The organism is Pseudomonas paraversuta, from assembly GCF_904063065.1.
In the GTDB taxonomy this organism is placed as follows: Bacteria; Pseudomonadota; Gammaproteobacteria; order Pseudomonadales; family Pseudomonadaceae; genus Aquipseudomonas; species Aquipseudomonas paraversuta.
Map to the genome: position 1 here is coordinate 647,940 of NZ_CAJFCL010000001.1, position 19,147 is coordinate 667,086.

The 19,147-nt window shown below is 57.9% G+C and carries 20 protein-coding genes and 1 tRNA gene; 15 read left to right on the forward strand and 6 right to left on the reverse strand.

Annotation, left to right across the window (positions count from 1 at the left end; all coding sequences use genetic code 11):
- Nucleotides 1-30 precede the first annotated feature (30 nt).
- From JQ845_RS03030 to JQ845_RS03070, 9 genes are all read left to right on the forward strand, one after another.
- Nucleotides 31-999, forward strand: a complete 969-nt coding sequence (locus tag JQ845_RS03030) for a YbgA family protein (protein ID WP_203008180.1) — start codon at nucleotides 31-33, stop codon at nucleotides 997-999.
- Between the two features lie 2 nt (nucleotides 1,000-1,001).
- Nucleotides 1,002-1,937, forward strand: coding sequence for a MerR family transcriptional regulator (locus tag JQ845_RS03035; RefSeq protein ID WP_203008183.1), 936 nt, complete (start codon nucleotides 1,002-1,004; stop codon nucleotides 1,935-1,937).
- Nucleotides 1,938-1,947: 10 nt separating this feature from the next.
- Nucleotides 1,948-3,393, forward strand: coding sequence for a deoxyribodipyrimidine photo-lyase (gene phrB, locus JQ845_RS03040; protein ID WP_003439818.1), 1,446 nt, complete (start codon nucleotides 1,948-1,950; stop codon nucleotides 3,391-3,393).
- A complete protein-coding gene (locus tag JQ845_RS03045; RefSeq protein WP_003439816.1) occupies nucleotides 3,386-4,156 on the forward strand; it encodes an SDR family NAD(P)-dependent oxidoreductase in 771 nt (256 codons plus the stop codon). Before phrB ends, JQ845_RS03045 begins: the two co-directional genes overlap by 8 nt.
- Nucleotides 4,153-5,400 (forward strand): NAD(P)/FAD-dependent oxidoreductase, encoded by a 1,248-nt coding sequence (locus JQ845_RS03050; protein ID WP_203008199.1) that lies wholly within the window; start codon nucleotides 4,153-4,155, stop codon nucleotides 5,398-5,400. Before JQ845_RS03045 ends, JQ845_RS03050 begins: the two co-directional genes overlap by 4 nt.
- Nucleotides 5,397-6,197, forward strand: coding sequence for a DUF1365 domain-containing protein (locus JQ845_RS03055; protein ID WP_003439813.1), 801 nt, complete (start codon nucleotides 5,397-5,399; stop codon nucleotides 6,195-6,197). Before JQ845_RS03050 ends, JQ845_RS03055 begins: the two co-directional genes overlap by 4 nt.
- Nucleotides 6,184-7,455: an SAM-dependent methyltransferase gene (locus JQ845_RS03060; RefSeq protein ID WP_203008202.1), complete on the forward strand. Its 1,272-nt coding sequence runs from the start codon at nucleotides 6,184-6,186 to the stop codon at nucleotides 7,453-7,455. The genes JQ845_RS03055 and JQ845_RS03060 overlap by 14 nt, the downstream gene beginning before the upstream one ends.
- The gene (locus tag JQ845_RS03065) at nucleotides 7,448-7,963 is read left to right on the forward strand and encodes a DUF2878 domain-containing protein (protein WP_010656042.1); all 516 of its coding nucleotides are present in this window, start codon (nucleotides 7,448-7,450) and stop codon (nucleotides 7,961-7,963) included. Before JQ845_RS03060 ends, JQ845_RS03065 begins: the two co-directional genes overlap by 8 nt.
- Before the next feature lie 78 nt (nucleotides 7,964-8,041).
- Nucleotides 8,042-8,347, forward strand: a complete 306-nt coding sequence (locus JQ845_RS03070; protein ID WP_003439808.1) for a YkgJ family cysteine cluster protein — start codon at nucleotides 8,042-8,044, stop codon at nucleotides 8,345-8,347.
- A gap of 94 nt (nucleotides 8,348-8,441) precedes the next feature.
- Here JQ845_RS03070 and JQ845_RS03075 read toward each other — a convergent pair whose 3' ends face one another.
- The 6 genes from JQ845_RS03075 to hemA all read right to left on the reverse strand — a co-directional run bounded on the left by JQ845_RS03075 (nucleotide 8,442) and on the right by hemA (nucleotide 13,807).
- Nucleotides 8,442-8,960, reverse strand: coding sequence for an acyloxyacyl hydrolase (locus tag JQ845_RS03075; RefSeq protein ID WP_003439807.1), 519 nt, complete (start codon nucleotides 8,958-8,960; stop codon nucleotides 8,442-8,444).
- 114 nt (nucleotides 8,961-9,074) lie between these two features.
- Nucleotides 9,075-9,866, reverse strand: coding sequence for a glutamate racemase (murI, locus tag JQ845_RS03080; RefSeq protein ID WP_127196069.1), 792 nt, complete (start codon nucleotides 9,864-9,866; stop codon nucleotides 9,075-9,077).
- On the reverse strand, nucleotides 9,859-10,614 hold the full coding sequence (locus tag JQ845_RS03085; RefSeq protein ID WP_003439805.1) for a molybdopterin-synthase adenylyltransferase MoeB: 756 nt from the start codon (nucleotides 10,612-10,614) through the stop codon (nucleotides 9,859-9,861). The genes murI and JQ845_RS03085 overlap by 8 nt, the downstream gene beginning before the upstream one ends.
- Complete coding sequence (gene prmC, locus JQ845_RS03090; protein ID WP_003439804.1) at nucleotides 10,608-11,438, reverse strand: peptide chain release factor N(5)-glutamine methyltransferase; 831 nt, start codon at nucleotides 11,436-11,438, stop codon at nucleotides 10,608-10,610. Before prmC ends, JQ845_RS03085 begins: the two co-directional genes overlap by 7 nt.
- Nucleotides 11,439-12,521 carry a peptide chain release factor 1 gene (gene prfA / locus JQ845_RS03095; protein ID WP_003439803.1) on the reverse strand — a complete coding sequence of 361 codons (1,083 nt, stop codon included), beginning with the start codon at nucleotides 12,519-12,521 and terminating at the stop codon, nucleotides 11,439-11,441.
- A gap of 2 nt (nucleotides 12,522-12,523) precedes the next feature.
- A complete protein-coding gene (hemA, locus tag JQ845_RS03100; protein WP_003439801.1) occupies nucleotides 12,524-13,807 on the reverse strand; it encodes a glutamyl-tRNA reductase in 1,284 nt (427 codons plus the stop codon).
- 214 nt (nucleotides 13,808-14,021) lie between these two features.
- On the opposite strand from hemA, the gene JQ845_RS03105 reads away from it, so the two are divergent.
- From JQ845_RS03105 to JQ845_RS03130, 6 genes are all read left to right on the forward strand, one after another.
- The gene (locus JQ845_RS03105) at nucleotides 14,022-15,746 is read left to right on the forward strand and encodes a tetratricopeptide repeat protein (RefSeq protein WP_203008205.1); all 1,725 of its coding nucleotides are present in this window, start codon (nucleotides 14,022-14,024) and stop codon (nucleotides 15,744-15,746) included.
- 3 nt (nucleotides 15,747-15,749) lie between these two features.
- Nucleotides 15,750-16,376 carry a lipoprotein insertase outer membrane protein LolB gene (gene lolB, locus JQ845_RS03110; RefSeq protein ID WP_010657323.1) on the forward strand — a complete coding sequence of 209 codons (627 nt, stop codon included), beginning with the start codon at nucleotides 15,750-15,752 and terminating at the stop codon, nucleotides 16,374-16,376.
- A 1-nt stretch (nucleotide 16,377) separates the two neighbouring features.
- Nucleotides 16,378-17,253 (forward strand): 4-(cytidine 5'-diphospho)-2-C-methyl-D-erythritol kinase, encoded by an 876-nt coding sequence (ispE, locus tag JQ845_RS03115; protein WP_160628413.1) that lies wholly within the window; start codon nucleotides 16,378-16,380, stop codon nucleotides 17,251-17,253.
- A 10-nt stretch (nucleotides 17,254-17,263) separates the two neighbouring features.
- Nucleotides 17,264-17,338 (forward strand) — tRNA-Gln (locus JQ845_RS03120).
- Nucleotides 17,339-17,383: 45 nt separating this feature from the next.
- Entirely contained in the window at nucleotides 17,384-18,325 is a 942-nt protein-coding gene (locus tag JQ845_RS03125; RefSeq protein ID WP_003439794.1) for a ribose-phosphate pyrophosphokinase, read from the forward strand.
- Nucleotides 18,326-18,465: 140 nt separating this feature from the next.
- Entirely contained in the window at nucleotides 18,466-19,056 is a 591-nt protein-coding gene (locus tag JQ845_RS03130; RefSeq protein WP_003439792.1) for a 50S ribosomal protein L25/general stress protein Ctc, read from the forward strand.
- Nucleotides 19,057-19,147: the final 91 nt, after the last annotated feature.

Below are 19,147 nucleotides of genomic sequence, written 5' to 3' on the forward strand. Positions count from 1 at the left end.
ATGTACAAGTAATTCCTGGAGGTTCATCCCATGGTCAGCGCCGTCTCAGCCCGCGACAAACCGAAAATCGCCATCAGTGCCTGCCTGCTGGGCGCCGAAGTTCGCTTCAACGGCGGGCATAAGGCTTCGCAACTGTGCAGCCAGGCCCTGAGTGAGTATTTCGAGTTCGTCCCGCTGTGCCCCGAAGTCGCCATCGGGCTGGGCATTCCGCGCCAGCCCATTCGCCTGATCGGCGACCCTGCCCAACCCCAAGCCGTAGGCAGTGTCGACAGCGCTATGGACGTAACCCGGCCACTGCACGATTACGCTGTGGCCATGGCCGCAACGCACACAGACATTTGCGGCTACATCTTTATGCAAAAGTCGCCGTCTTGCGGACTCGAGCGAGTCAAGGTCTATCAGGACGGTGGACGCCCCGCAGAGTTGAGAGGACGGGGGATTTACGCACAAGCGTTTTGCGCCGCGCACCCGGACTTGCCGGTTGAAGAAGAAGGCCGCCTCAACGACCCGGTATTGCGTGAAAACTTTCTGACCCGGGTTTACGCCTATAGCGCCTGGCAACAGTTGCTCGAAGACGGCATCACCCGCCGCTCCCTGACCGAGTTTCATGCCCGCTATAAATACCAGCTTATGGCCCACCACCCCGAACAGTACAAAACCCTGGGCAACATGCTCGGGAGCCTGGGCAAGGGCGACCCTCGCGAAATTGCCCCGCAGTATTTCAGCGAGTTGATGAAAGCCCTGAAAAAATGCGCCACGCGCCGCACTCACACCAATGTGCTGCAACACATCAGCGGCTATCTCAAACAGTCCCTCAGCCGCGAAGACAAGCAAGAAATGCAGTACCTGATTGGCCAGTACCTGCACGGCATTGTGCCGTTGGTGGTGCCGCTGACACTGCTCAAGCATCATTTTCGCCAGCATCCGGATCCCTATATCTCGCGGCAGGTGTACCTGCAACCGCACCCGGAAAACCTCAGCCTGCGCAATGCGATCTGACCATGAATCAGGACCTTTCGCAGACCAGCTCTGCCGCACCCGACTACAACCAGGCCCTGGCCGAAGGCTGGCTACCGATACGCGAAGTGGCGCGCATCACGGGGGTCAATGCCGTGACCCTGCGCGCCTGGGAGCGGCGTTATGGCCTGATCGTCCCGCACCGCACCGCCAAAGGTCATCGCCTGTTCTCAGCCGCCCATATCCAGAGAATCCAGCACATTCTGACCTGGCTCAATCGCGGGGTGTCGGTCAGCCAGGTCAAGCCACTGCTCGACCTGGCCCCGAGCCACCGCGAACCCGTCGACAACGACTGGCTGGCATGGAGCCAGGCCCTGACGCTGGCGATCACTGAGCTGGCCGGGCGCAGACTGGACGACAACTTCAATCAGGTCATGTCGCTGTATCCGGCCCACACCCTTTGCGAACAGCTGCTGATCCCGCTGTTGAGCGAGCTGGAACAACGCTGGCAGGGCCAGTTCGGGGCACAACTGGAGCGAGTGTTTTTCAGCTCCTGGCTACGCAGCAAGCTGGGCGCCCGTATCTACCACAACAATCGCTCACTCAAAGGCAAGCCCATCCTGCTGATCAACCATTCACCCCAGCCTTTCGAAGCCCAGCTGTGGCTCACCGCCTGGCTGGTCAGCAGCAGCCACTGCCCGGTTGAAGTCTTCGACGCGCCCCTGCCCGGCGGTGAACTGGCATTGGCGGTGGAACGCCTCAAATCACCCGCCGTGGTTCTCTATTCGAGCCAGACCCTGAACCCCCAGCAACTGCCAAAGCTACTGAAGGGCATTGACTGCCCGATCCTGATTGCCGGACCGACGGTATGCATCCATAGCGCCGAGCTGGCCGTAAGTACTACTGAAATCGCAGGATTGTCTCTTGCTCGCGATCCCCTTGAAGCCCATCAACGGCTCAGCCAGCTCGGACTGTTCTAGAGGAATAAACATGCAACTGATCTGGCTGCGCAGCGACTTGCGCCAAAACGACAACACCGCCCTGAGCGCCGCAGCTGAACGCGGCCCCACTGTGGCCGTGTATCTCATCAGCCCCGAGCAATGGCTGGCCCATGACGACGCGCCGTGCAAAGTCGATTTTTGGCTGCGTAATCTGAGCGTCCTGAGCGACAGCCTCGAGCAACTGAATATCCCGTTACTGATTCGCAGCGCGCCCGCCTGGGACCAGGCCCCCGCGGTGCTGGTTGAACTGTGCCAACAGTTGGGCATTGAGGACGTGCATGTAAATGATGAATACGGCATCCATGAAACCCGGCGCGATCAAGCCGTCGCCCGTGCCCTCGACGCCAAGGGCATCGGCTTTCATCGTCACCTCGACCAACTGCTGTTTCAACCCGGCAGTGTGCTGACCAAAACCGGGACCTACTTTCAGGTGTTCAGCCAGTTCCGCAAGGTTTGCTATGAGCGCCTGCACACGGGACTGCCGCCCATAGTGGCCACACCCCGGCCCCAGGCGCAGCTGACCATTGCCCGGGATGCGATTGCTCAATCTGTTAGCGGCTTTGCGCCGCCCGACGAAACCCTGCGCGCACTCTGGCCGGCCGGGGAAGACGAAGCCCGGCAGCGCCTGGCACGCTTCGCCGACGAGCAAATCCACTACTACAAAGAAGAGCGCGACTTGCCCGCCAAACCTGGCACCAGCCAGCTTTCGCCCTACCTGGCAGCAGGCGTTATCTCACCCCGCCAATGCCTGCATGCAGCACTGCTCAGCAACAACGGCGAATTTGAAAGCGGCAGTGTCGGCTGCGCGACCTGGATCAGCGAACTGATCTGGCGCGAGTTCTATAAACATATTCTGGTGGGTTACCCACGGGTTTCCCGGCATCGCGCATTCAGAGCCGACACCGAGTTCTTGCCCTGGCGTGATGCCCCACAAGAACTGGCGGCATGGAAAGAGGGGCGCACCGGTATCCCGATCATCGACGCGGCCATTCGCCAACTGCTGGCAACCGGCTGGATGCACAACCGCCTGCGGATGGTGGTGGCAATGTTCCTGACCAAGAACCTGTTGATCGACTGGCGCGAGGGTGAGCGCTTCTTTATGCAGCACTTGATTGATGGCGATCTGGCAGCCAACAACGGCGGCTGGCAGTGGAGCTCATCCACCGGGACCGATTCGGTGCCCTACTTCAGAATTTTCAACCCCTTGAGTCAGTCCGAGCGCTTCGACCCCGAAGGTCGCTTCATCAAGCACTGGCTGCCAGAACTTGCGACGCTGAATAAAAAAGAGATTCATAACCCGGCCATTGCCGGCGGCCTGTTTGGGGTTGCAGATTATCCGCGGCCAATTGTCGACTTGAAACACAGTCGCGAACGGGCCCTCAGCGCGTTCAAGAATCTGCCGTCGCGCCAGCTTTACGAGGTGTGCGATGGCTGAGACACGGCGTATCTGGCTTACCGGGGCCAGCAGCGGGATTGGTGCTCACCTGGCGGAACAACTGCTCAACAGCGGTGCCCGCCTGGCATTGAGTGCCCGTACCCTGCCCCCCCTGCAAGCGTTATCCGAACGCTACCCGGGGCAGGTGCTGCTGGTGCCCGGCGACCTGACCGACAGCCTGCAAGTGCGGGAAATCGGCAAGCGTATCGCCCACACCTGGGGCGCGCTGGACTGCGTGATTCTGAATGCCGGCTCCTGTGAATATGTCGACGTCCGGCACTTCGACGCAGCCCTGATCGAGCGCGTGGTGCGCACCAATTTACTGGCCAGCGCTTACTGCCTTGAAAGTGCGCTGCCTTTACTGCGTGCAGGCACCCGCCCGCACCTGGTGGGCGTGGTCAGTTCCGTGACCTTCTGGCCCCTGCCCCGGGCCGAAGCGTATGGCGCGTCAAAAGCCGGCCTGCGCTACTTGCTGGAGTCACTGCGCATCGATCTCGCCCACGAGGGAATGGATGTCACCCTGGTCAGCCCCGGCTTCGTTGACACCCCGCTGACGGCAAAAAACGATTTCCCCATGCCCATGCGCTGGCCTGCACTCAAAGCCGCACAGCATATTTGCCAGCGTCTGGAAAACCGCCCGCTGGAAATCGCTTTTCCCTGGTCATTTATCGCCACTCTCAAACTGATGGCGAGCCTGCCAAAACGCCTGCAACTGGCGATTGGAAAACGCCTGGCACGGACTTCTGACGAGACACCATCATGAAAATCGCGATCATTGGCAGCGGCATCTCAGGCCTGACCTGTGGCTATTTACTGCATAAAGAACACGATATCCGCGTGTTCGAGGCCAGTGACTGGGTGGGGGGGCATACCCATACGGTGGATGTCGGCATCGGCGGGCGTCACTATAAAATTGATACCGGCTTCATCGTGTTCAACGACTGGACCTATCCCAACTTCATCAAGCTGATCGATCGACTGGGGGTGCGCTCCAAAGCCACTGAGATGAGCTTCTCGGTGCACGACCCCCGACGCAATTTCGAATACAACGGCAACAGCCTCAACAGTTTGTTCGCCCAACGCAGCAACCTGTTGTCCCCCGGGTTCTGGGGCATGTTGCGCGATATCCTGCGTTTCAATCGCCAGGCCGTACGCGACCTGCAACAACAGCGCATTGCCAGCGACACCCGACTGGGCGACTACCTGCAGCAGCGTTGCTATGGCCCCCGGTTTATCGAGCACTACATTGTGCCGATGGGCGCGGCGATCTGGTCCATGCCACTGGCCGAGATGCAGGCATTTCCGCTGCAGGCGTTTATCCGCTTCTTCAAGAACCACGGCTTACTGAGCATCACCAATCGCCCGCAGTGGCGAGTGATCGAAGGTGGCTCGAGCGCCTATGTACAACCGCTGAGCGCAGGTTTTGCCGAACACATTCGCCTCAACTGCCCGGTTACGGCGGTTGAACGCGACGACCTGGGTGTACTCATCCACAGCCCGGCAGGCAGCGAGCGCTTCGACAAAGTGATTTTTGCCTGCCATAGCGATCAGGCCTTAAAGCTGTTGGCCCGGCCGACAGTCGCCGAACAGCAAATCCTCGGCGCCCTGCCCTACGCCGATAACGACGTGGTCCTGCATACCGATACCCGACTGCTACCTGAGCGAAAACAGGCCTGGGCCAGTTGGAACTATCGACTGGGCGATGTCGGACAACGCCGCGCCAGCGTGACTTACGCCATGAACATCCTGCAGGGGATCGAGAGCGAGACCACATTCTGCGTCAGCCTTAACCAGACCGAGGCCATCGACCCGCTGCAAGTGTTGGCCCGATACACCTACGCCCACCCGCAATACAGCCTCGATGCCGTAGCCGCCCAAGGGCGCTGGCAAGAATTGCTGGGGCCGCAGCACAGCTATTTTTGCGGTGCTTACTGGGCTAACGGCTTTCACGAAGACGGGGTGGTCAGCGCTTTGCGTGTCGCCTCAGCATTCGGCCAACAGCTATGAACAGCGCCCTGTACAGCGGCTGGATCGCCCACCGGCGTTTTGCGCCGACCAGCCATGCATTCCGCTACCGCATCGGCTTGTTGTATCTCGACCTGGACGAGCAGGATGCTGTATTGGGGCTGTCACCACTGGCTGGAAAAAGCCGCTTTGCACCCTTCTCGTTTCGCGAAACCGATTACCTGAAGGATTACACCAGGACCGGCATGCGCCTGATGGATGCCGTTCGCCAACAAGTCGCCCGGGCCCTCGGGCATACGCCCCAAGGTGCCATCTGCTTACTGACTCAGGCCCGCAGCTGGGGCTTGAGTTTCAACCCGGTGAGTTTCTTTTATTGCTACGAGGCTGACGGGCAACTGGCTGCCATCCTGTGCGAAGTGAGCAATACCCCGTGGCGCGAGCACTATCACTACGTGCTCCCGGCCCTGGGTGACAGCCATCAGCATTTTGCCGTGGCCAAGGCATTTCATGTCTCGCCTTTTCTGCCCCGCGATCTGGAATACCGCATGAGTTTCAGCCCGCCCGCTGCCCGACTCGGTGTGCATATGGCGGATTGGCAAGGTGAGCTGAAAATGTTCGATGCCACCCTCAATCTGCAACGCAGCGCGCTCGACCGTCCAGGTTTGCATCGCTACTTGCGGCAATTTCCATGGATGACGGCAAAGACTTGCCTGGCCATTTACTGGCAAGCCTTGCGCCTGTTTCTCAAACGTACGCCGATCTTTTCCCATCAGGCCGCCGACGGCGCCTTTCGTATTGCCGCCCTGCAACCCAAGGATAAACGTCATGAAAAGCCCTAGCCTGGTGAGCAAAACCTCACGATTGAGTACCTACAATCTGACCAGCGTACTGCTGCGGCGCGGAGTCATGCGTCAACTCAGCCAGCTGCAGCACGGCCAATTGGTGCTGACTGAAAATGGCGAGCGCCATCTGTTCGGTGACAGCAACGCGACACTGATCGGCGAAGTGCACATCAGCGACCCCGGTGTCTGGGGGATGATCGCCAGCAACGGTTCCATAGGCGCCGGCGAAGCATTTATCCACGGCTACTGGAGCTCGCCCGACCTGACCAGAGTGGTCCGGGTACTGGTCAGCAACCTGAAGGTTCTGGACGCCATGGAGGGTGGGCTTGCCAGCCTGGGACGCCCGTTGATACGGGGCTTGCACTGGATCAATCGCAATACCCGCAAAGGCTCGCAAAAAAACATTGCGGCTCATTACGACCTTGGCAATGAGATGTTCGAGCAGTTTCTCGACCCCACCATGATGTATTCAGCGGCGCAGTTCCTCAGCCCTGACGACAGCCTGGAGCAGGCCCAACTGAATAAGCTGCAACGCATTTGCCAGAAGCTCGACCTCAAGCCCGAAGACCACTTGCTGGAAATCGGCACCGGCTGGGGCAGCATGGCAATTTTTGCCGCGCAGCATTACCACTGCAAAGTGACCACCACCACACTCTCGAAGGAACAATTCGATTACACCCATAAGCGTATCGAGGCACTGGGACTACAGAATCAGGTGACCTTGTTGCTGGAGGATTACCGCGATCTGACCGGGCAGTACGACAAACTGGTGTCCATCGAGATGATCGAAGCGGTCGGCCATCATTTTTTACCCAACTACTTCAAACAGTGTTCGCACCTGCTCAAGAGCCAGGGGTTGATGTTGCTGCAAGCCATCACCATTCGAGACCAGCGTTACGAGCAAGCCAAAACCGGCGTGGACTTTATCCAGCGCTACATCTTCCCCGGCGGCGCACTGCCCAGCGTGCAGAAAATGCTCGAGATCGTCACCCGCGATACCGACATGAACCTGATGCATATGGAGGACTTTGGCCTGCACTACGCCAGAACCTTGCGCCTGTGGCATGAGAACTTTCGCCGCGCCCACGGCCGTCTGACCGAGCTGGGCTATGACGAATACTTCCTGCGTCTGTGGGAATTTTACCTGTGCTACTGCGAAGGTGGCTTCCTCGAACGCAGTATCGGCACCGCGCAATTGTTGCTGGCCAAACCCGGGGCCATGCCGCAACCCTTGCTCGGGCGCTTTGATGCTTGATCTGAAGCTGCTGGCCAATGCCGGAATGTTCCAGCTTGGCTGGTTTGCCTGTGTGCTGGGTGGCAATAGCCTGTGGTTACTACTGCCGGCGGGCGTACTACTGGTGAACGGACTGTGGATAAGTGCCCGGTGGACAGAAGTGCGCTTGATCATATGCGTCTGCTTGCTCGGCACCCTGGTGGACAGCCTGCTGCTCAATGCCGGGGTTTTTGAGTTCCGGCAGGAGGGGATTTTGATCCCGTTCTGGTTGATGCTGCTCTGGGCATTACTGGCGACCACCCTGAACCATTGCCTGGCATGGACGGCACGACCGGCATGGCGGGCGGTGCTGCTGGGCGCGGTTGGCGGGCCATTGTCGTATTACGCAGGGCAACGGCTGGGGGCAGTGCAATTCGGGTTCGGACTGTGGCCGACCCTGGTCTTGCTCGCGGTGTTATGGGCGGGGTTGTTCCCGGCGCTGCAATGGCTGGCGGGCAAGCAGACAGCCCAACTTCCGCTGCGAGAATGAGCTTGCTCCTACAGGGATGAATGGCGGTTTGTCAGCGGTTTTACACCTGACAGCTGCTCTGCCTTACACTGCGCGCCTATGACCAACATCCCCCTGACCGAAATTACCGAACCCGCCGTCACCTGTTCGACGTGCGCGGCATGCTGCTGCCAACTGGAAGTGATGTTGATCACCGACACCGGTGTGCCCGAGCGCTTTATCGACACCGATGACTGGGGCGGCGAGGTCATGCTGCGCCTCGATGATGGCTGGTGTGCAGCGCTGGATCGCAACACCATGATGTGCACCATCTACGAAAAGCGTCCGCTGATTTGCCGCGAGTTCGAGATGGGTGATGTTGAATGCCTGAACGAACGTCAAGGCATCACAACCGCCTATCGGTAGCGGTTTGATCCCTTGTAGGAGCGAGCTTGTCTCGCGAGCTTTTGCGGTATGGCATATCGCGCTGACAAGCTCGCTCCTACGGGGAAGACGTACGTTACAGCGGCATTGTGTAATGCAGGGCGTAGCTCTCTATACCGTCGTTGGTGCTCGATAGCCCGGCATTGGAGTAATGAGTCGCTCGAATACCCACTTCATGCCCACCGGTAAAGCGCAGGCCAAAACCCAGGCGATCTTCAAACTGGAAAGCCGTCCCCAGCTTGTTGCCCTCAACTTCAGTGTGGGAAAACGCTGCGACCCCGATGCCGGCCTCTACATAAGGTTTGACCGTTTCACCGGCAAACTCGTACACAAATACAGGCGAGAACGACAAGCTGTGGTTCGCAGATGACTTGTCACCTTCCCAGTAGGTGTAAGCCCCATCCCAATAACCTGTAAGACGACCAACATCACTCTGCAGCCAGCTCTTGTCCCAATCGGACTTCAAGCCCAGCCGATAAGTCATGGTCGATTCACTGGTGTGCCCTACCCCAAACTCGATACCGGCCGCTTGTGCTGTGTAGCTATGCCCCAGAACAGTGGCTGCCAGCGCAGCCAGGCAAAAAAATCGCTTCATAAGAAAATCCCGCTTCCGTATGCAAAGATCATTGTTGTGTGCCTCATCAGACAAGCGCTAAGAATCCAGTCACCGCCCGAAAGTTCAACCGTCTTGAACCTTTTCACACTTTTTTCACAAACCGAAGCTTTGCACACTCCCTGATTTATTCCACAACAGCGGCAGGATATTTTGCATGTGCTCCGGCGAGGCGCTGGTCCAGAACTGTGTTTGCCGGGCGGGGCCCGCTGCCAGCAGGCTTCTTTCACTCAACAACCGCTTGAGCTGGCGGGCCACTGCGGCGCCGGTGTCGATCAGGATGATCGAAGACGGCAGCATCTGGCTCAGCAAGGGCTTGAGGAAGGGGTAATGGGTGCAGCCGAGAATAATGGTGTCGCAACCCGCCGCCACCAGCGGTTCGACATAGCCGCGCAACAGGGTTCGCAGCTCGTCGCTGAGCAAGTCACCGGTTTCAATCAGCTCCACCAGCCCCGGACACGGCTGGGTGATCACCCGTACATCGCTGGCAAAGCGGTCAAGCAAGGCGGCAAATTTGGCACTTTGCAAAGTACCGGTGGTTGCAAGTACCCCCACCACCCCGCTGCGTGTGGCCGCAGCAGCCGGTTTGACCGCAGGTTCCATACCGACGATGGGCCAGTCGGGGTAAGACTGACGCAACTGCGCAACGCCGGCTACGGTGGCAGTGTTGCATGCCAGCACCAGAGCTTTAGCCCCCTGGCGCTGAAAAAAATCCGCCATCACGGCGCAGCGCTGGCGAATAAATTCAGGACTTTTTTCGCCGTAGGGAATGTGTCCGCAGTCCGCCACATATAGCAGTGACTCATTGGGCAACAGACCATGAATCTCCCGCAGCACCGACAGACCGCCGACACCGGAGTCGAAAACACCTACCGGTGCTTCATTCATGGCCCGTACCGCATACGCTGCACCCGGGATCGCGCTTGACTCGCAGTTCGCGAAACCGCGTGCCCAGGGCATCGATCAACAACAGACGCCCCACCAGCGGCTCACCAAAGCCGGCCAGCAGTTTCAGGGCTTCGAGGGCCTGCAGACTGCCGACCAAGCCTACCAGCGGGCCTATGACTCCGGCTTCACTGCAGGTCAGTTCGTCTTCGCTGCCATGACCATACAAACAGTGGTAGCAAGGGCTCGCCGGCTGGCGGGAGTCAAACACCGACAACTGCCCCTCAAGGCGAATTGCCGCACCACTGACCAGTGGTTTGCGCGCCACGAAGCAGGCCGCGTTCACGGCTTCGCGGGTGCCGAAGTTGTCGCAGCAATCGAGTACCAGATCAACCTGCGACACGGCATCTGCCAACGTGTCGGCATCCAGTGCCGAACGGTGGGCAACAAGCTTGATTTGCGGGTTTATCGCGGCCAGACGCTGCATGGCCGAATCGACTTTGCTCTGGCCGATGCTGGCGCTGTCATGAATGATCTGGCGTTGCAGGTTGGTCAGGTCGACGCTGTCAAAATCGGCCAGGTGCAGCTCGCCAACCCCGGCAGCCGCCAGATAGAGCGCCACTGGCGAACCCAGCCCGCCCACACCGACGATCAGTACACGGCTGTTTTTCAGCTTGAGCTGACCTTCGATATCGACCTGTTGCAGCAGGATCTGTCGGCTGTAGCGCAACAGTTCCTCATCGCTCAGCACGGCAGGCGACCCAGGGTGATGCGTTCGTGGGTGCCCAGGTCCTTGCGGCTTTCGACCTGTGCAAAACCTGCACCCGATAACAGCTGGCGAACAGCGTCGGCCTGATCGTACCCGTGCTCGAGCATCAACCAGCCCCCTGGATTCAGGTGTTGTGGCGCGGCCTGGATAATTTCGCGAATGTCGTCCAGACCATCGACACCGGCGACCAATGCGCTTTCAGGCTCGAAACGCACATCGCCCTGGGCCAGGTGCACGTCGCCCGCGGCAATATAAGGCGGGTTGCTGATAATCAGGTCGAAGCGCTGATCAGCCAACGCACTGAACCAGTGACTGGTCAGTACATGGACGTTTTCAAGCTGTAGGCGCTGACGGTTACGCTCGGCCAGGGCTACGGCTTCAAGTACCCGATCGACCGCAGTGACGTGCCACGCAGGGCGTTCACTGGCCAGGGCCAGGGCAATTGCACCGCTGCCGGTACCTAAATCCAGAACCCTGGCGGGGCTGGCGGGTAGCAGATCCAGCGCAGTTTCGACCAGCAGTTCGGTATCAGGACGGGGAATAAGCGTGTGGGGCGCAACTTCAAGGTCCAGCTTCCAGAAGCCCTGCTGACCCAGAATGTAGGCAACAGGCTCACCGGCACGACGACGCAGCAGGTAGCCGGAAAAGGTCAAAGCCGATTCGCTGCTGACAATTTTTTCGGGCCATGTGTGCAGGTAACTGCGCGACTTGCCCAGGGCTGCGGCCAGTAACAGCTCCGCATCCAGGCGCGCCGTTGGCGAGTCTGGCAGTTCTGCGGCACGCAACAAGCTGGCAATAATGGTCATTTACTCACCCAGGGCCGTCAGTTGGTCAGCCTGAAATTCCGCTAATAACGGCTCAATAACGGCATCAACACCGCCAGCCAGTACATCATCCAGGGAATACAGGGTCAGATTGACACGGTGGTCGGTGACCCGCCCTTGTGCAAAATTGTAAGTCCGGATGCGCTCGGAGCGATCCCCCGAGCCCACCAGGGATTTTCGTTCGCTGGCAATCGCATTGGCAGCGGCGCTGGTTTGCTGGTCATTCAATTTAGCCGAAAGCCAGGACATCGCCCGCGCCCGGTTTTTATGCTGGGAACGCTCTTCCTGACACTCCACCACGATGCCCGATGGCAAGTGCGTGATGCGAATGGCCGAGTCGGTCTTGTTAACGTGCTGACCACCCGCGCCCGAAGAGCGATAGGTATCGACGCGCAAGTCGGACGGGTTGATCTCGATCGCTTCTTGCTCGTCCGGCTCCGGCAGTACCGCCACGGTGCACGCAGAAGTATGAATCCGCCCCTGGGATTCGGTCGCCGGTACCCGCTGTACGCGGTGTACCCCCGACTCGAACTTCAGCTTGCCGTAAACATTCTCGCCTTCAACCCGGGCAATGACTTCTTTGTAGCCGCCATGCTCGCCGCTGTTTTCCGACAGAATTTCCAGCTTCCAGCCACGACGCTCAGCGTAACGCGAGTACATGCGGAACAGGTCACCGGCAAAAATGGCCGCTTCATCGCCGCCGGTTCCGGCGCGAATCTCAAGGAATACGTTGCGCCCGTCGTTCGGGTCTTTTGGCAACAGCATGCGTTGCAGGTCTTGTTCCAGCTCGAGCAGCCGTTCTTTGGCTTCGCGGACTTCTTCAACCGCCATTTCGCGCATGTCCGGGTCGTTATCCTTGAGCAACGCCTGGGCGCCCTCAAGGTCGGCCTGTACCTTCAGCCACTGCCCGTAGGTTGCAACAATGGGCTCTACTTCCGCGTATTCCTTGGAATAGGCACGGAATTTGGTCTGATCAGAGATGACTTCGCCATCGCCAAGCAACGCGGTCAGTTCTTCAAAACGGTCCTGGAGGATGTCCAGCTTATTCAGCAGTGACGCTTTCATTACTATTTTTTATCCGCAGAGCTATCCGATGAGCCCTCACCGAGGGCAAAAAGTTCTTGGGCCATGGCCAGCGCATCGAGGCGGCCTTCGGCGGAAAGCTTTTTCAGCTGCACGCTGGGTGCGTGCAGCAATTTATTGGTCAGGCCGCGTGCCAGTTGTACCAGCACGTCTTCGGGATTGCTGCCGTTGGCGAGCATCCGCTGGGCCTTTTGCAGTTCTTCGTCACGCAGGCGCTCGCTTTGCTGGCGATAGGCTTTGAGCACATCCACTGCCGCCAGCTCACGCAAACGCACCATGAAGTCTTCAGCACCAATGCTGACCAGCGCTTCCGCTGCCTGGGCTGCGCCCTGGCGACTCTTGAGGTTTTCCGCGACCACTTCGTGCAAGTCATCGACGGTGTAGAGGTAAACGTCGTCCAACTCGCCGACTTCTGGCTCGATATCCCGGGGGACGGCGATATCCACCATGAAAATGGGTTTGTGCTTGCGCAGTTTCAAAGCGCTTTCCACCGCGCCTTTGCCCAGAATCGGCAATTGGCTGGCGGTGGAGCTGATCACGATATCGCTGTGCACCAGCTCCTGGGGAATGTCCGACAGCAACACCGCGTGCGCCCCGAACTGTTCGGCCAGAGTACTGGCACGCTCCAGTGTACGGTTGGCCACGACTATGCGTTTTACCCCCAGCTCATGCAGGTGACGGGCGACCAGGGTAATGGTCTCGCCGGCGCCGATCAGCAGGGCCTGACTGCGCTGCAGGTCGCTGAAAATCTGCTTGGCCAGGCTCACGGCGGCAAACGCCACCGAAACCGGGTTTTCACCGATGGCGGTGTCGGTGCGCACTTGCTTGGCCGAGTTGAAGGTCGCTTGAAACAGCCGCCCCAACAAAGGCCCGACCGTGCCCGCCTCACGCGCCACGGCATAGGCCGATTTCATCTGGCCGAGAATTTGTGGTTCGCCCAACACCAGCGAGTCCAGGCCTGAAGCCACACGCATCATGTGACGAACGGCAGCATCGTCTTCATGGACATAGGCACAGGCACGTAATTCTTCGAGGCTCAGATGGTGATAGTCGGCCAGCCACTTCAGCACCGAGTCTGCCGAAAGGTGGTCCTGTTCTATATATAGCTCGCTGCGATTGCAGGTGGAGAGGATCGCAGCTTCGCGGCTGTCGGTGTGTCGGCAGAGTTGCTGCAAGGCCTCAACCAACTGCTCTGGAGTAAAAGCCACGCGCTCGCGGACGTCTACTGAAGCAGTCTTGTGGTTAATACCGAGTGCGAGGAAGGCCATTCAAGATCGCTGATGATGACGAGAAGCCGACAATTGTCCTACTTCGCCAGATTCAGAACAACCATTGCTGACTATTGTCTCTATAGTTAAGTTCTCTTGAAGCCCAATTATCAAACATCCATTGACCCAGATATTCGATAGTCGCACCTGTTAGGGTTTGCCCTGTCGCATGTGTCATGATGCCCGGACCGCAGGTAAGTCGCCCTTCTCCTATATGAATAGATCCTCCGCGTTGCTCCTCTCTCTCGTCCTTCTTAGTGGCTGCCAGGCTTTGGCCCCCACGTCACCGGATGATTCATCGCCGGCTGAAGAGGCTACTTCCACTCCGGAAAAACCCACGGTTTATGGCTCGTTCAGCGAAGAAACGCTGTACAGCCTGCTGAGCGCGGAGCTGGCCGGCCAACGTAATCGTCTGGATATCGCTCTCGACAACTACGTCACCCAGGCGATCAATACGCAAGATCCCGGCATTGCCGAGCGCGCCTTGCGAATTGCCGAGTACCTGGGCGCCGATCAGGCCGCTCTCGATACATCGCTGATCTGGGCTAAAAACGCGCCGGACGATCTTGAGGCACAACGTGCGGCTGCCATTCAGCTGGCGCGCAATGGTCGTTATGACGACGCCATGGTGTACATGGAGAAAGTCCTGCAGGCCAAAGGCGATACTCACTTCGACTTTTTGGCCCTGTCGGCTTCAGAAACAGATGCCGATACCCGTGCCGGCCTGCAGAAAAGCTTTGATCGCCTGCTGGTCAAGCACCCGGACAACGGCCAGCTGATTTTCGGCAAGGCCTTGCTGATGCAACAGGACGGTGACACTGAAGGCGCCCTCAAGTTGCTGGAAAAGAATCCGCCCCAGGATGGCGAAGTCGCCCCGGTGTTGCTGCGGGCTCGTTTGCTGCAAAGCCTCAATCGCGGTGATGAAGCCCTGCCGCTGCTGAAAAAAAGCATTCGCCAGTACCCCGATGACAAACGTTTGGGGCTTACATACGCGCGCACCCTGATTGAACAGAACCGCATGGCCGAGGCCAAAACGCAGTTCGCCAGCCTCGCAGAGCAGTACCCTGAAGACGATGAGCTGCGCTTCTCGCTGGCGCTGATTTCCCTCGAAGGTAAAAACTGGGATGAAGCCCAGGGCTATCTGGAAGAGTTGATCGAGCGCGACAGTCATGTCGACTCTGCGCACTTGAACCTGGGTCGCATTGCCGAAGAGCGCAATGACCCACAGGGCGCTCTCGCCGAATATGCCCTGGTAGGTGCCGGCAATGACTATTTGCCCGCGCAACTGCGTCAGGCCGATATTCTTGTCAGCCACGGCCGCGCAGATGAAGCCTCGAAAAAACTGGCCGCCGCCCGCGATGCGCAGCCGGACTACGCCATCCAGCTGTACTTGATAGAAGCAGAGACCCTGGCCGCGAACAATCAGACCGATCGGGCCTGGAATGTCCTGCAGCAGGCACTCAAACAGTATCCCGATGATCTGAACCTGCTGTATTCACGCGCCATGCTGGCCGAGAAGCGCAACGATCTGCAACAGATGGAGCGCGATCTGCGCGCAATCATCCAGCGCGAACCCGACAATGCCATGGCATTGAACGCGCTGGGTTATACCCTTTCAGATCGAACCACCCGCTATGCCGAAGCCAAAGTGCTGATCCAGCAAGCTTACGACTTGAACCCGGACGACCCGGCCGTGCTCGATAGCCTGGGCTGGGTCAATTTCCGCCTGGGTAATCTGGATGAGGCGGAACGTTTGCTGCGCCAGGCCCTCGAACGCTTCCCGGACCAGGAAGTGGCTGCGCATCTGGGCGAAGTTCTGTGGGCCAATGGCAAACAGCGCGAGGCCAAGCAGATCTGGAGCAAGTTCCTTAAAGAAAATCCTGAAAGCCCAATCCTGCGCAAGACCGTGTTGCGCCTGACCGGATCGGAGAGTCTTTAAACCATGTTATTTCGTCATCTGCGTCACCTGATTGTCTTTGGCCTGATTGCCCTCCTCGCCGGCTGTGCGGGTTTTGGCGCCCGTGAATCGGTTGAGGGCCACGGCAGCCCGGCCCTGTGGTCAGAACATAAACAGCAACTGACCCAACTCGACGGCTGGCAAATCAACGGCAAGGTCGGAATTCGCGCACCAAAGGATTCAGGCAGCGCCACGCTGTTCTGGCTGCAACGTCAGGACTATTACGATATTCGCCTGTCGGGCCCGCTGGGCCGGGGCGCTGCCCGCCTGACCGGTCGTCCCGGAAAGGTCAGTCTGGAAGTCGCCAATCAGGGCCGCTATGAAGCGACTTCGCCCGAAGAATTGCTGGGCGAACAGTTGGGCTGGAGCCTGCCGGTATCACATCTGGTGTGGTGGGTGCGCGGCTTGCCAGCACCCGACAGCAAAAGTCGCGTGACCCTGAATGCCGATAGCCGCCTGGCGAATCTGGAGCAGGATGGCTGGAAAATCGAATATTTAAGCTACGTCGAACAGAACGGCTTCTGGCTGCCCGAGCGGGTCAAGCTGCATGGCCCGGATCTGGACGTCACCCTAGTGGTTAAAGATTGGCAACCCCGTCAGTTAGGTCAATGACATGCAAAAAGATGCTCTGGTTTTGCCCTCCCCGGCGAAACTGAATTTGATGCTGCACATTCTCGGCCGTCGCGAAGATGGCTATCACGAACTGCAAACGCTGTTTCAATTCCTCGACTACGGCGATGAAATGACGTTTTCAGTACGTGATGATGGCGTTATCTGCCTGCACACCGATTTTCCCGGAGTCCCGCACGATGCAAACCTGATCGTGAAGGCGGCAAAAAAACTTCAGGAACAATCCGGCTGCTCCCTGGGAATAGACATCCGGATCAAAAAAGTCTTGCCCATGGGCGGCGGCATCGGAGGCGGCAGTTCGAATGCGGCAACCACGTTGCTGGGACTCAATCATCTTTGGCAACTGGACTGGAGCCTCGATCGACTTGCAGCACTGGGCCTGAGCCTGGGGGCTGACGTCCCGGTTTTCGTACGCGGCCACGCCGCTTTCGCTGAAGGTGTTGGCGAAATTCTTACACCAGTTGATCCGGAAGAACCCTGGTATTTAGTACTTGTCCCGCAAGTATCTGTAAGTACTGCAGAAATATTTTCAGATCCTTTGTTGACACGTGACTCTTTGCCCATTAAAGTGCGCCCCGTTCCCAAGGGAAACAGCCGAAACGACTGCGAAGCAGTAGTTAAGGAGCGTTATCCAGAAGTACGTAACGCTTTGAATTTGTTAGGTAAATATACCGAAGCAAAATTAACTGGAACTGGAAGTTGTATATTTGGGGCCTTCCCAAACGAAGCAGATGCTGATAAAGTGCTGCACCTTCTGACAGACACCCTTACAGGGTTTGTAGCAAAAGGAAGCAACGTTTCGATGTTGCATCGCAAGCTACAAGATCTGGCAAAGGAAACGGGTACACGGTACTCGTAGCAACAGATACAGGGGCGTCGCCAAGCGGTAAGGCAGCAGGTTTTGATCCTGCCATGCGTTGGTTCGAATCCAGCCGCCCCTGCCATTTCTTATACTCATCCAGGTTACCCTCAGCCTTCAGGTACTGCGCGTGTCCAAGATGATGGTCTTTACGGGGAACGCTAACCCCGATCTGGCTCGGCGTGTCGTACGTCAGCTGCATATCCCACTCGGTGACATCTCTGTCGGAAAATTTTCTGACGGCGAAATTACCGCTGAGATTAATGAAAATGTCCGCGGTAAAGACGTTTTCATCATTCAGCCGACTTGTGCTCCGACCAACGATAACCTGATGGAACTCGTCGTGATGGCTGATGCCTTCCGCCGCTCCTCAGCTACTCGTATTACTGCTGTTATTCCTTACTTTGGTTATGCCCGTCAGGATCGCCGTCCGCGTTCCGCACGTGTGGCTATCAGCGCAAAAGTTGTCGCTGACATGCTTACCGTAGTCGGCATCGATCGTGTTCTCACGGTTGATTTGCATGCTGACCAGATTCAGGGTTTCTTCGATATTCCTGTAGATAACATCTATGGCTCCCCAGTTCTGGTGGATGACATCGAAGATCAGCGCTTTGAAAACCTTATGATTGTGTCCCCGGATATCGGCGGCGTCGTGCGTGCACGTGCTGTTGCCAAATCCCTGGGCGTCGATCTGGGTATCATCGACAAACGCCGTGAGAAAGCCAATCACTCGGAAGTGATGCATATCATTGGTGATGTCGAAGGGCGTACCTGTATTTTGGTTGATGACATGGTCGATACCGCCGGCACTCTGTGCCATGCGGCTAAAGCCTTGAAAGAGCATGGCGCTTCCAAAGTGTTCGCCTACTGCACACACCCTGTGCTGTCGGGTCGGGCAATTGAGAATATCGAAAATTCCATGCTGGATGAGCTGGTGGTGACTAACACCATTCCGCTGTCCGCTGCCGCACAAGCCTGTACGCGTATCCGTCAACTGGATATCGCACCGGTTGTGGCTGAAGCGGTTCGCCGCATCAGCAACGAAGAATCGATCAGTGCGATGTTCCGATAAGGTCCCTGCCCTTCTCTGACGTCCCGCTGACGAAAAGCGCCCCGCCCCAGCAGCCTGTTGGGGCGGGGCTTTTTTGCCCATACCGTCCATAGCGCTGGTCGCAAACGCTAGGCCGGATGTGGTTATTTTGGAGATACAACATGAACGATTTTACTCTGAATGCTGAAGTGCGTTCCGACCTGGGGAAAGGTGCGAGCCGCCGCCTGCGTCGTCTCGCAAGCCTGGTTCCAGCTGTAGTTTACGGTGGTGAAAAAGCCCCTGAATCCATCAGCATGCTGGCTAAAGAAGTTGCCAAACTGCTCGAAAACGAAGCTGCTTACAGCCACGTTATCGAACTGACCGTTGGCGGCGTCAAGCAAAACGTAATCATCAAAGCTCTGCAGCGTCACCCGGCTAAAGGCCACGTGATGCACGCTGACTTCGTACGCGTTATTGCTGGTCAGAAGCTGACTGCAATCGTACCGGTTCACTTCATCGGTGAAGCTGCTCCGATCAAGAAAGGCGGCGAGATCTCGCACGTTGTTGCTGAAATCGAAGTTAGCTGCCTGCCAAAAGACCTGCCTGAATTCATCGAAGTTGACCTGGCTAACGCCGAAGTCGGCTCGATCATTCACCTGTCTGACATCACCGCCCCTAAAGGCGTTGAGTTCGTAGCTCTGGCTCACGGTAACGACCTGGCAGTAGCCAACGTTCACGCGCCACGCGTTGCACCAGAAGCAGACGCAGAGTAATTCATTACTCTGTCGTTGGAGTTATGAGAAACATCGCGAGCTAACACGCAGCGAGTAAAGCGGACAAGATCGCGAAGTTTACTCATGTAAA